Source organism: Aquiflexum sp. TKW24L (assembly GCF_023502205.1).
Taxonomy (GTDB): Bacteria; Bacteroidota; Bacteroidia; order Cytophagales; family Cyclobacteriaceae; genus Cognataquiflexum.
Genome location: NZ_JAMFLG010000065.1, coordinates 1 through 13,336 on the forward strand (window position 1 = coordinate 1; position 13,336 = coordinate 13,336).

Annotated in this window: 11 protein-coding genes; 7 read left to right on the forward strand and 4 right to left on the reverse strand. The window is 42.9% G+C overall.

Features of this window, described 5'->3' with window-relative positions:
- A partial coding sequence (locus M3O96_RS21455; protein WP_249724976.1) for a hypothetical protein occupies nt 1-390 on the forward strand: 390 nt, incomplete at its 5' end.
- A gap of 194 nt (nt 391-584) precedes the next feature.
- Here the strand turns inward: M3O96_RS21455 and M3O96_RS21460 are convergent.
- Entirely contained in the window at nt 585-1,622 is a 1,038-nt protein-coding gene (locus tag M3O96_RS21460) for a DUF481 domain-containing protein (RefSeq protein ID WP_249724978.1), read from the reverse strand.
- A 121-nt stretch (nt 1,623-1,743) separates the two neighbouring features.
- Between M3O96_RS21460 and M3O96_RS21465 the strand changes: the two genes are divergently transcribed.
- Complete coding sequence (locus tag M3O96_RS21465) at nt 1,744-2,676, forward strand: sugar phosphate isomerase/epimerase family protein (RefSeq protein WP_249724981.1); 933 nt, start codon at nt 1,744-1,746, stop codon at nt 2,674-2,676.
- Between the two features lie 79 nt (nt 2,677-2,755).
- On the opposite strand, the gene M3O96_RS21470 is transcribed toward M3O96_RS21465, so the two are convergent.
- The 3 genes from M3O96_RS21470 to M3O96_RS21480 form a co-directional block, all read right to left on the reverse strand.
- Nucleotides 2,756-3,046, reverse strand: coding sequence for a chaperone modulator CbpM (locus M3O96_RS21470; protein ID WP_249724984.1), 291 nt, complete (start codon nt 3,044-3,046; stop codon nt 2,756-2,758).
- Nucleotides 3,033-3,947 (reverse strand): DnaJ C-terminal domain-containing protein, encoded by a 915-nt coding sequence (locus M3O96_RS21475; protein ID WP_249725002.1) that lies wholly within the window; start codon nt 3,945-3,947, stop codon nt 3,033-3,035. Before M3O96_RS21475 ends, M3O96_RS21470 begins: the two co-directional genes overlap by 14 nt.
- A 75-nt stretch (nt 3,948-4,022) precedes the next feature.
- Nucleotides 4,023-5,711, reverse strand: coding sequence for a potassium channel family protein (locus tag M3O96_RS21480; protein WP_249725017.1), 1,689 nt, complete (start codon nt 5,709-5,711; stop codon nt 4,023-4,025).
- A 379-nt stretch (nt 5,712-6,090) separates the two neighbouring features.
- On the opposite strand from M3O96_RS21480, the gene M3O96_RS21485 reads away from it, so the two are divergent.
- The 5 genes from M3O96_RS21485 (at nt 6,091) to M3O96_RS21505 (ending at nt 12,908) form a co-directional block, all read left to right on the forward strand.
- Entirely contained in the window at nt 6,091-6,501 is a 411-nt protein-coding gene (locus M3O96_RS21485; protein WP_249725020.1) for a hypothetical protein, read from the forward strand.
- 89 nt (nt 6,502-6,590) lie between these two features.
- The gene (locus M3O96_RS21490; protein WP_249725023.1) at nt 6,591-9,083 is read left to right on the forward strand and encodes a YbcC family protein; all 2,493 of its coding nucleotides are present in this window, start codon (nt 6,591-6,593) and stop codon (nt 9,081-9,083) included.
- A gap of 2 nt (nt 9,084-9,085) precedes the next feature.
- Entirely contained in the window at nt 9,086-10,966 is a 1,881-nt protein-coding gene (locus M3O96_RS21495; protein ID WP_249725026.1) for a proton-conducting transporter transmembrane domain-containing protein, read from the forward strand.
- 9 nt (nt 10,967-10,975) lie between these two features.
- Nucleotides 10,976-12,622, forward strand: coding sequence for a SulP family inorganic anion transporter (locus M3O96_RS21500; RefSeq protein ID WP_249725039.1), 1,647 nt, complete (start codon nt 10,976-10,978; stop codon nt 12,620-12,622).
- 73 nt (nt 12,623-12,695) lie between these two features.
- The gene (locus tag M3O96_RS21505) at nt 12,696-12,908 is read left to right on the forward strand and encodes a hypothetical protein (protein ID WP_249725042.1); all 213 of its coding nucleotides are present in this window, start codon (nt 12,696-12,698) and stop codon (nt 12,906-12,908) included.
- Nucleotides 12,909-13,336 lie beyond the last annotated feature (428 nt).

A 13,336-nucleotide genomic window follows, 5' to 3' on the forward strand; every position in this document is an offset into this window, starting at 1 on the left:
AAGGGCTTGGTTGAAACCATTCCACATGATAACGATGGGCTTCACCCATCGCTAGGATATTTCGCACTTTCAGTGCTGATATTTCCAAACCGTATGAAACCAACGGCGTCGAATTATCCCATAGTGCCTGCCTGCCGGAAGCAGGGTCAAATATTGGTAGCCCCGAGTAATCCCGCTATCGGGAGCACCCGGGGCCATTCAAGATTTGACCTCGTTGGGGTCTTTTCTCCTCTTAAATATTTCCTCCGTGCTCTCAGTGTCCTATGTGGCAAAAAATCAAATCCAATTTGCGCACTTCGCAAAACCTTGGCGACCATTGCGGTAAAATTTTATGGAATGTTTGTGGGGATACAAACATTGGCAAATCCGGCTTCTGGAGAAGCAGGATAACGGGATGATAGATTTCTCTCTACGTTCGAAATGACAAGGTGAAGTTTTTTCCCTTTTCAAACCTTGTTTTTAATTCTTCCCATTCTCTGTGTCCTCCGAGAACCGTGGTAAAAAAATCAAAACCAATTTGCGCACTTCGCGAAACCTTGGCGACCATTGCGGTTTAAAAAATTTAGGAAAGGGTAAAAATCAGCTTACTTAAACTTATACCCCACATTAAAAACGATACCGTAGTCAAAATTGGTGTTGCTTCCTGCGAGGGCCTGATTGTCATAACTGGCGTAGAACTGAAGCCCCAGATCCAGGTTATTGATCACTTCCCAATTGACCCTCGTCTCCCCGTCAAATCTTTTTCTTCCATCCTGTTTCAAACCAAAGAATGCTTTAGGAAAAACTGTAAAGGAAAGGTTGGGTGCAGCATAATGGAAATAATCCAACTTGAATTGGAGTGGAATCTCATAAAGATTACCTGATGAATTACCCTCTAAACTCTTTTCTTGGTTGATTACAAATCCCGAAATCAACGTTCCCTGAAGGTTGGGTCTAAATAAAAACCTTCGGCCAAACCCAACCACCTGTTGGATACGGCTTGCCAATCCCAACTCTATATTTCTCTGGTAATTTAGCCCCAAGCCGGCCACAAGCACGGTATTGAGGTTGTAGTAACCACCCAAGCCCACGGATTCACGGTCCCTTGTTTTTACGCTCTGGTTATTGGTATAAATAAAGGACCCCACAAACTCTACCTGGTATTTTTGCTCTGTAAAATTTAAATTCCAATCAATATTGGTCCTGCCGATATCACTCGATTTGGTATAGGAATAGCCGAGGGCAATAGTTCCCTTGATTTTTTTGATGAATTTTTTTTCCAAAGAAACCAGGTTGAAAATATTTACAATGGGATAGGTCTTTGACACCACCCCGTCATCCACAATCACCTCTCCATAATTCGGGGAAGGTTTCAAAACGCCATAATAAACGGCTTGATCTATGGTCTGAATCCGGTAGGTGGCCATACCTGCCTTGATGGTTTTGATTTTGTGGTACTTTACATTTTGGACAGAAAGGTCCATGTCATCAAATTGGATAATGCCGAGACTGATGCTGTTCAGTTTCCCGATCATGATCTGCCCATTTCGGAGAAAAAGTGTATCTTTTTCTTGCGCCACTACCCTGAAGGTGAGGAAGAACAGTTGACAACAGATAAAAACTAAAAAAAACCTCCAATTCATTTTTTAAATTATAAATTAATTCATTCAAATAAAGTTGATTTAAAATTAATTTACCGAAAATTGGAAAGGAATTTTCCCTTAGATAATATCGTGATTTCACGGTGAATTAAAACCAAAAGCCATGAACAGACGCACATTCTCCAAAGTGACATCTCTGTCCATTTTAGGATCAGGACTTTTAGCTGCTTTTCCCTCAAACGGATCTGATTTCAAAGCCAAAAGTAAACTTCGGCTAGGAGGACCTTTATTTGAAAAATATGATTCACCTGACACTTGGGTGACAGCAGTAAAAAATACCGGTTACCGAGCGGCATATTGTCCGGTAAGTCTTCAGGCAGACAAAAATGAAATCAAGGCTTACAAAAAAGCGGCTGATAAGGGTGACATCCTCATTTCGGAAGTTGGGGCATGGTCCAACCCAATCAGCCCTGATAAGAAAACAGCCAAAGAAGCCTTTGAAAAATGTGTGGCATCACTGGAACTTGCAGATCAGATCGAAGCCAAATGCTGCGTCAACATTGCTGGGTCAAAAAATGTAACAGACTGGAAGGGGCCTCATATGGAAAACTTTTCGGAGGATACCTTTGACCAAATCGTAGAGACCACGAGGAAAATCATCGATGAGGTCAAACCAAAAAACACTTTTTACACTTTAGAAGCCATGCCTTGGGTCTTCCCAGAGTCAGCGGATGCTTATTTAAGGCTAATCAAAGCAATAGACCGAAAAGCTTTTGCAGTCCACCTTGACCCAGTAAATATGGTCGTCAGTCCTGCTGTCTTCTACCGCAACGGTGACCTGATCAAAGACTGTTTCAAAAAACTTGGCGCCAATATCAAGAGTTGCCATGCCAAAGACCTAATTCTCAAAGAGCCAACTGATATGCCTCAATTTGCCGAAATCAGACCGGGACTTGGACAAATGGATTATCGGGTTTTTCTTACAGAAATGAAAAAATTTCCCGAGGTCCCGCTGATGATGGAACACCTGCAAACTGCTGAAGAATACCGCGCCGGTGCGGAGTATATTTGGAAGGTGGAAGCTGAAGTCAAATGAAGTGACATGCCAATGCGTGAAAATGCCTTCCAAAGTCAAAATGAGTTATTTATTTGGGGTAGTAGGTTGAAGAAATCTACTATTCCAACATTTTCAATTTCCTGACTAGCAATTGGTTTTCTTCTTGAAGCTTTTCAATTTTAGCCAATAATCCAACTACCACATCAATTCCCTCCGGACTGAGATCCAAGTCCTTGTAAAGCCTGACGATCTGTTCCAATCGGGAAAGTGTATCATCTTCCAGGTAATAATCGGCTTCTTGTTGGACGATTTTCACCAAACCAAGTTCTTGGAAGGTAAAAATCAACCTGGATTCTATCCCATGGTATTGGCAAAAAGCCTGAATGCTAATGTAGTTAGTTGTCTCCATGGTTTCTGAGTTTGGATAATTGTTCAAAAAGCGCTTTTTCGGCTGCAGAGATGGTTTTTGGGATTTCTATCTTGTAGGTGACATAGAGGTCACCAAATTTGCCTTCTTCTTTGTAAACAGGAAAGCCTTTGCCCTTGAGCCTGACTTTGGTGTCGCTTTGGGTTCCAGGGCTGAGTTTGAGTTTGACTTTCCCATCCATCGTGGGAACCATGATTTCACCTCCCAAAATCGCGGAATACAAGTCTATATTGACTTTGGCATACAAATCATTCCCTTCCCTCACAAAGTCAGTATCGTTTTTGATCACAAACTGGATAAAGAGATCGCCTTTAGGTCCGCCGTTCATCCCTTCTCCGCCGTAGCCTCGGATCTTGATAGTCTGCCCATCCTCTACTCCCGCCGGGATGGTCAATCGGATATTTTTCCCGTCCACAGTCAAGGTTTGTTTTTGACTTTGGTAGACATCCGAGAGCTTGAGGTGGAGTTCAGATTTGTAATCCGCTCCTTTGTATTTTACATTTTCCCTGCCCGAACTTTGAGACCTGCCGCCTCCTCCAAACATAGAACTGAAAAAATCTGAAAAGTCCTCTTCCGTGTAATGTCCCGAATATGCCCTATTACTACTCTGACCCTTAGGCCGTGACTGTCCTTGTCCGGCTTTTTCAAACTCCTCGGCATGCTTCCAATCCTTTCCGTATTGGTCGTATTTTTTCCTTTTCTCAGGATCGCTCAGGACTTCATTGGCTTCGTTGACTTGTTTGAACTTACCTTCCGCACTTTTGTCATTGGGATTGAGGTCCGGATGGTATTTCCGGGCGAGCTTCCGGTATGCCTTTTTGATATCATCGGGTGAAGCTTTTTTATCTATTTCTAAAATTTTATAGTAGTCTATAAATTCCATTTGGCTCCAATTTTACTTTGAATTTACCTTTAAAACCCCAAAAATTCTATTCAGAAATCTCTTCATTTTAGCCAATCAAACACCATATTCCTTAAAAAATTTATCTTCTGCGTCTACCGTACCTATGAGGATGATTTCAGCATCTTGAGGTAATAGCGAAGAAGGGTCAGGATTAACTTCCAATGAATCCTTTGTTTTGATGGCAATGATGGTACAGCCTGTCTCCTTCCTGATACTTGTTTCGGCTATGGACTGACCGACGAGTTGGGCAGGAACTCTAACCTTCAGTAAGTCTAATCCTTCAGCCACCATCAGGGTATCACTCTTTTTGAGCAGGTTCAATATCGCATTCGCACCCATAGAGGCATAAGACAATACAAAATCTGCACCTGCCCTGTGCATGGTTGCGAGGTTCCTCTCCAATGTAGCACGGGTAATGACTTGGATATCCGGTCTGAGTTTTCTGCAGTAAATCGTCAGATAGACATTGACATCATCTTCATGAGTAGAAACAATCACGCAAGGTGCAGTTTCAATTCCTGCTTTTTCGAGTATATCATAATCTCCGGCATCTCCGAGGATATATTTTTCAGAATCTTTCACCCGACTTGGAAGTTTTTCAATTATCCTATAGTCTAGTCCTCTTGCGGCCAAGGCATTCCCTGTAGCCCTTCCGACTCTTCCTCCACCAAGAATTACCAGTGGAGCGGCAATTTTTTGCTTGACAGCATACTTTTTATTGTAAGCCTGGATTTGCACCTCTGTACCTGCCAAGACCAAAACTGTCGATTCCGAAATAAGCGTTTCCAGTTGGGAGGCTTGGAATTTTCCTCTTTCCCAAACTCCTAGCACGCTCACGCCGACATTTTCCCGGAGTTTGCTTTCACCTATTGTTTTACCTACCAAAGAAGACCCTGACACAGAAGCTTCCGCAATATTTAATTCCTCAAATTTACCAATAACTTGTGCTGCCGCATCTCCTCCGCTAGCTCTTCTTGCCAAAAACAAACCCATGTTTTCTCCCAGCCTTAGTACATGGTTAGCTCCTGCCAAGCGCAGGATATCTTCCGATGCTTCCTCATTGCAGGTCGCAATGATCGGGACAGTTTCGCTGATCCCCCGTACGGTGAATGCGACACTTGTATTGACAATATCTTTGGAAGTTGTGGCTACCAATGCGGCATGTTGGACATTAAGTTTTACATAAGTCTGGGGATCCTCCAAATCTCCAAGCATCACATTGATATTCAATTCCCTCAACCGCAACCCCTCAGTAAAATCCTGTACCAATACCACATAGGGGAACTGGATTCTATTGAGTTTTTTGATCAAGGCTTCTGTCACAGGGTCAAACTGGGTCAATATCACATGTCCTTTGAAATCTTCCGGCAAATGCTTAGGCACTCTGGATTGCTCCTGGGCCTTCATCCAAGGGGCATAAAAAAAATTGATAAAAGTAAAGGGGAAGAGAATCAACAAAAACAGCATCCCGGTGATCAATACCACAATACTGAAAAACCGACCCCAATCACTCGTGAAAGTAATGTCTCCAAATCCCAATGTGGACATCACTGTCAGCGTCCAATAAAATCCTGTGACCCATGAAAAGTCCCGGCCCTCCCGCAGCATCAGCAAATGGAAGATAATGGTAAAGGCAAGCACTATACACAAAAGAACAAATGACAGTTTTAGCAACAGTTTTAAATTGCGCCTATCAGGTTTATTTTTGATCAGGTAACTGACCTGGGTAAATAATATTTTCATCTTAAAGGAAAGTTCACCAATACGAGGATAACATGCAAGAAATTTGAATCAGCATTCCTATTTATGATTACGACATCAAATGGAATATATCTTTTTCAAACCCACTAAACACTAATCAAATTATTTAAGCAAAGGAACAATAGTATACAAAAAGTGTGCTTTTATTTTCTTTATTCGTTTTATAAAAATTACCTCTTTCATAAAATCCATGGCAAAACCAAAAAAGAGGGTTGCTGATATAATTTGTAATATTTGGCACAAAAGGAGATTTTCAAATCCTGTACTTTTATATTCTCGAAAATCGCCAAATTTCTTTTATGCAATTTTAGGCGGATTTGATTTCCGAAAACACTAAATTTCGTACTTGATTTTGAAAATCATGACAAAAAATTTCCTTTTTGGTTTCACTTTCACAAAAAGCGCTTTGCAGCCTATTTTGTTGGGGGTATTTCTGATGATAGGATTTCATTTTGTCCATTTTTCCAATTTCGGCAAAGCTGATTATGAAGCTACTTTTTATGAAATAAGCAATACCAAAGTTTCTACCCCTTGTCCTACTTTCGAATTTCTTCAACTTGCCGACCTCATTACATTTGAAAAAGAAGAGAAAGAAGAGAAATCCGAATCTGAATCCAGTATAGATTTTGCTTTAAATAGTGGAAAAACATTGTTTGCTGCCCGATATTTTCGGATTTCTGGCGCTGCAAACCAGTCTTTAAAAATCCCTTCCATTGAAGGTAAATCCCCGCTATATATTTTATTCCATAGTCTTAGAGTTCATTTAGCATAATTTTTTGCCTTAAATAAGGCCATATTATCTGGCGCAAATTTATCTCCGCCCAATCTTCCCATAAATTTCATCCTTCTAAAATTAGAAAAATGACGCCACACGTGTCATCTGACCTTCAGCATATATTGCATGAGCTCGGTCATTTCCTGCCTGCGCAATCCCCATTAAAGGACTTTGTTCACCATAATACCCTCCATGCTTTTCAGCATCTTCCCTTCCATGAGGCGCTTCAGACTACAGCGGAAAATTTTGGCTACAAAACTTACCTCTCCGTGGAATCTTTCAGGGACTTGTATGCCAAAAACAAAATTAATGAGGATATTCTGGACCGGGTGATCCTTTCTCACAAAGGTCCGAAAGAAGCTGCCAAATGGAAGGATGTCCTGCTCCACAAAAAATATAAAAATCAGCCGGAAGCCATTGTGGGCAGGTTGCGAATAGTTTGGAAAAACCACCACCATGTCAACCTAGACAAGGAAACACACACAACGCTGTTCCGGATGCTGGGAAGTTACCTAGATCAAGGCATCGCGATTTGGAAATTCCCGGTTCCTTCCAAAGGTTTTGTAGCTGCCGTCCGAAATCTCGAATCCAACAGTTTTTCCAGTCTTTTTAAATCCCAACGGGCCAAAAATTTCCTCCTCGACCCCAAAACCAAGCTAGAAGACCTTCTCGACATTTTGGTTGGAAGCAAAGTATACTTCAGACAATATCTCTTTGACCAGCAATTTGCCCATCCGGGTTGGTCGGGCATGGTAGCGGTACTGGAACATCAACCTCAGAGCTTGTTGGACAAAAAAACAATCAGTCTCCATGACCTGATTTTCATAGAGTGCCTCTTGGAGATTGATGCCCTTGACAGAAGACTGGGAGACAATTGGGATCCATTGGCCAAATACCTGCCTGAGTACCTCCTTCCGATTTTGACTAAAACAGAAGAAAAGGAATACTACGAAGTTCTCAAACTTTGGCAGGAAGCTTTTGAATGGACTTATTTTGACCAAGTCATCCGGGGACTTCAACTTAGCCATGAGCAGGATTTGAAAAAGGGAGAAACCTCATTTCAGGCTGTATTTTGTATAGACGACAGGTGCTGTTCCATCAGGAGGTATATCGAGCGTTTTGCTCCTGATTGTCAGACATTTGGTACTGCGGGTTTTTTCAATATCCCCTTTTTCTTCCAGCCCGAGCACAGCAAGTTCATGACCAAAGTATGTCCTGCACCGGTCACCCCTATCCATGTCATCCGTGAATCGGAGGCAAAACTCAGGCATGAAAAAGATTCCCATTTCAGCAAGCACACCAAGGGAATATTCGGTGGTTGGGCGATCTCTCAGACGATGGGATTTCTATCAGCAGCCAAAATGGCCAAAAACATCTTCCGCCCCGGGCCTACTCCTGCTATGGTTTCATCCTTCAGCCATATGGATCCAAATGGAAAACTGAGTATCGAATGTAAATCTCCTGACCAAAAATACCATGGCCTTCAGGTAGGATTTACTTTGGAAGAAATGACCAACAGCTTAGAAGGATTGCTCAAAGGCATAGGACTGGTCAAGGACTTCGCTCCCTTGGTGTACATCTTTGGTCATGGTGCGAGCTCGGTCAACAATACCCACTATGCCGGCTATGACTGTGGCGCATGTAGCGGCCGAGCAGGTTCGGTCAATGCCCGGGTTGGTGCTTACTTTGGCAACCATCCCGAAGTCAGAAAAGGTCTGGAAGAAAGAGGGATTTCGATCCCTACCACAACACAATTTGTGGGTGGATTGCATGACACGACTAGGGATGAGATGGAGTTTTATGACCTTGATGTATTGACTCAGGACAATGTGCTCCGTCACCAGAATAACCTTCAGACTTTTGGAATCGCTTTGGACTACAATGCCAAAGAGAGATCGAGAAGATTTGATACCATAGACTCAAGTCAGGAAGCTGCAAAGGTCCATGAAAAAGTCAAGCTGAGGGCTTTGTCATTATTTGAGCCACGGCCTGAATGGAACCATGCGACCAATGCCCTGTGCGTGATCGGGAAAAGGGAAAACAACAAGCACTTGTTTTTGGACAAAAGAGCCTTCCTCAATTCCTATGACTACGGCATCGATCCTGAAGGAAATTACTTGTTGAATATCGTCAAAGCCGTTGCTCCAGTCTGCGGAGGCATCAATCTCGAATATTATTTCTCAAGTGTGGACAATCAGCGGCTGGGTGCAGGCAGCAAACTCCCCCACAATGTCATGGGCCTGATAGGAGTGGCAAATGGGTTGGACGGCGACCTGAGACCGGGATTACCCAAGCAGATGGTCAACATCCATGATCCGCTGCGCATCCTGATCACAGTCGAGCATTTTCCGGATATAGTGCTCAAAACAATCAAAACCCATGACACAACCTACGAATGGTTTGCCAACGAATGGGTGAGATTGGTGGCCATTCATCCTAAAACCAAAGAAGCATTCCTTTTTAAAGGAGGTAAGTTTATTTCTTATCAACCACTTGCAAGGCAGATTGAAAAGATTCAAAATCTGGATGAGCTCTTGGTATCAACTTCCGAAAATCTACCTGTCTACCTGCTGAGCTAATCATGGAAAACCAAATCATCATCAGCAGCTTTGTAATCATTCCATTGGTTGGATTTCTGTTGTCCCTACTGATCTCGGAAAAAAATGAAGTCATGCTTTCCCGGATGGCATTCTTCACCATCAGTCTACAGCTAGCTTCTATTTTAGCATATATCGGTTATTGGATTATCATCCTCCGAGGGAAGCCCGTCAATATCTCTGAATTTGCCTTATACAGCCATCATGACTACGAGTTTTTGATCGACTTCTATTTTGACAAAGTTACAGCGGTATATCTCTTTGTGGGGGCATTTGTCACCTTTCTCATCACAAGGTATAGCAAATATTACCTGCACCTGGAAGAAGGATACAAGCGCTTCTTCAACTCCATCCTTTTCTTTTACCTCGCTTACAACCTGACAGTTCTTGCAGGAAACTTCGAGACATTGTTTATCGGATGGGAGATGTTGGGTATATCCTCATTCCTGTTGATTGCCTTTTACCGCAACAGGTACTTGCCGGTCAGGAATGCTGTAAAGGTGTTTTCGATTTACCGGATCGGGGACATTGGGATCATCCTCGCCATGTGGGCAAGCCATCATCTCTGGCATGAAAACATCACCTTTCTGAAACTGAACAACGAACAATTTGTCATCGAACACCTCTCCCAACATGGAGGAATAGGCTTATTTATTGCTCTTGGAATCCTCGTGGCAGCTGCCGCAAAGTCTGCACAACTTCCGTTTTCTTCCTGGTTGCCAAGGGCAATGGAGGGTCCGACGCCATCGAGTGCCATCTTCTACGGATCGCTTTCGGTTCACTTTGGTGTCTTCCTTTTGCTCAGGACATTTCCCTTTTGGGAGAATCAAGTTACAGCGAGGATTCTGATAGGGCTGCTTGGGTTAGTCACCACTTTGGTGGCTTATCCTATTGCACGCGTGCAGTCTTCCATCAAGTCCCAGATTGCTTATGCTTCCATTGCACAGATCGGGATCATGTTTATTGAAGTCGCTTTGGGACTGCAGGTATTGGCCTTGATCCACTTTGCAGGCAATGCCTTCCTCAGAACTTATCAGCTTTTAGTCTCGCCATCCGTAGTGGCATACATGATCAGGGACCAGTTTTACCATTTCAAACCTAAGGAGGTTACAGTAGAAGATACCTTTCCAAAACGTCTGGAATACAGCCTTTTTATCCTGTCACTTAAGGAATGGAACCTGGATGTTTTTATGAATAAATGGGTGTTTTCGCTGATCAAAAAGATCGGAGGTAAATTGGATTTTCTGACTCCAAAAAATCTCCTTATTTATTTCTTACCCGCGTATGGCATCGGGCTGTTCCTCTATTTCCACCAGGAATACTTGACTGAAGGAATTCAGGAATTCATCCCCGGAACTTTTGCCTTCATCGGAATGATGATGGTATTCAAGGCATTTTCGGAGCGGAAATATCCAAGACTGGCATGGATGCTCGTCATGGCAAACCATTTCTGGATTGCACTTGCCATTTCCTTCAACGAGACCTTTGATTACAAACAGATATTAATCTATCTCAGTGGAGTGATTGTATTCGGGGTTTTGGGATATGGGATATTGGAATATCTAAGGAGAAAAGAGCCCGGATTCTTTGACCTCAATCAATATTATGGTCATGTCTATGAATACAGAATTCAGGCATTGGTATTTCTGATTGCCACTTTGGGGTTGATGGCCTTTCCCATCTCACCCACCTTCATCGGGGTGGATTTGATCTTCAGCCATATCCGGGAGGACCAATACCTGCTCGCCTTCTTCGACTCTGCGAGTTTTATCATCGGCGGCATTGCCCTTATCCGGATTTATTCCCGCCTATTCCTAGGCCCTCACATTAAAAATTACCACGAAAAAGCACTCAAATCTTCTTAGGCCGCTACCATGAAAACTTTCAAATTTCAAACCCCCTTGACTGGCATCGCTGGTCTCAAACAAAACTGGAGGGCAGACCTGACTTCCGGGTTTCTTGTATTCCTGATTGCACTTCCCCTTTGTCTAGGGGTATCTATGGCATCAGGATTTCCTCCTGTAGCCGGTATTTTCACGGCAATTATTGGTGGCACGGTGGTCACCTTCCTTGGCGGTTCGCAACTGACCATCAAAGGTCCGGCAGCTGGCTTGATTATCATTGCACTCGGCGCAGTAACAGAACTCGGACAGGGTGATCCGATGCTCGGATATAAACTAACACTTGCCGTAGTTGTGGCATCCGGGATCTTGCAGGTTATATTTGGATGGATAAAATCAGGAGTTTTGGCTGATTTTTTCCCTTCGGCAGCAGTCCACGGAATGTTGGCTGCGATAGGGATTATCATTATCGCCAAGCAATTGTTTACCATGATCGGTGTCAAAACCGATTCAAGTGAAACTCTGGAGCTTTTTGCAGAACTTCCCCACGCATTTACTGAACTCAATCCCGAAATTGCCTTGATCGGATTTATCAGTTTGTTGATCTTGTTTACATTCCCATTGATCAAAAATAAATACCTCAGGATGGTACCTGCCCCTTTGTTGGTCATCCTGATTGCGATTCCGATCGGAAGGTATTTTGACCTGGAGCATGAGCACAGTTACCTGTTTTTGGATGGACATGAATACACCATCGGGCCAAAATTCCTCGTGACATTGCCCAACAACCTGCTTTCTGCTGTCACTTTCCCTGATTTCTCCCAATTATTTTCAATGGTGTCAATCAAGTACATCATCATGTTTGCCTTGGTGGGAAGTTTAGAATCCTTATTGAGTTCCAAGGCCATAGATGGATTAGATCCCTTCAAAAGAAAATCCAATATGAACAAAGACTTAGTGGGAGTAGGTATTGGAAATACCCTTGCAGGCTTTATCGGGGGACTTCCGATGATCTCTGAAATCGTCAGGAGTTCGGCGAATGTCAATAACGGGGGCAAAACCTCATGGGCGAACTTCTTTCACGGAGGCTTCCTCTTGATCTTTGTGGCCTTTTTCCCCATGCTGATCCACCAAATTCCCTTAGCGGCTTTGGCTGCTATGCTAGTCTATACCGGATTCAAATTGGCTTCTCCACAATCTTTCTACAGTACTTACAAAATAGGAAAAGAGCAACTTGCCATCTTCCTTATCACCATCATATTTACTTTGGCAACAGATTTATTGATCGGAATCGGAGTGGGTATCCTGACCAAAATCATCATCCATCTGATCAATGGACTTCCCATCAAATACATATTCAAGCCCTTGTTTACCGTGACTGTCAATGAGGAGGTTTACACTGTAGATGTATTTCATTCTGCGGTTTTCAGTAATTACATCAAACTGAAAAAATCATTAGATGCACTACCAAGGGAAAAGACCATCCGAATTGACTTCAGCAATGCCAACATGATCGACCACACTGTCTTAGAAAATCTCCATCACTACCAACATGACTACGAACATGAAGGTGGTCATTTTGAATTATGTGGGATGGGCCATTTGCAGAAAAATTCAGACCACCACTTGTCAGGAAGGAAACTTAAATTAAGAAAACCCCATGATAAGGCTGCATACTGATCAGGGGAGAAGTATCGCAAAGGAGGTATTTTTACCTTTGAGAACGCAGAGAACCTAGGTAAAATGAGGAATTATGAATGAAGCTAAAGTCCTACATTCCGACAATGTGTGTGCCTCTTCAAAGTTTCCGGGTTATCCTGCTTCTCCAGAAGCAGGATATTTTCTTTTGCCCCAATTGACACGATGGTATCGTAATGGGAGGGGCTCCGTTATCCTGCTTCTCCAGAAGCTGAATATTTCATTTACCGAATGGTTACCTGCGAGGACCCCGGGGGCACAGAGATAAAAAAGAATGATGAATGAAGCTAAAGTCTTGTATATCGGCAATGTTTATTTCCTCATTTTAAATTTTTCATTTCTTTTGGCTAAAGCCTAGAATGCGGATTGTTTTCCTAGAACCACCAGCTAAAGCAGGTGGCAATTAAAACAAAAGACAGGCCGCTACTATATTTCTGTTATCCTGCTTCTCCAGAAGCTGGATATTTCAAAATTCCATGGTTTGAATTTCCCTATTTTTGGCGGAAACCTTAATTCCCGATTTGAATTTCCTCGGCCAAAAACCGGAATCTTCTTATTCTTCTTGTCCCCGAGTTTCTCCCGATAGCTCGGGATCACTCGGGGCTACCCATATTTGACCACTACGTGGTCGGTCGCCGCCAATGTTTGTGTCTCCACAAACATCATCATTCTAAATTATCCCTTCTCCTCCTTTTC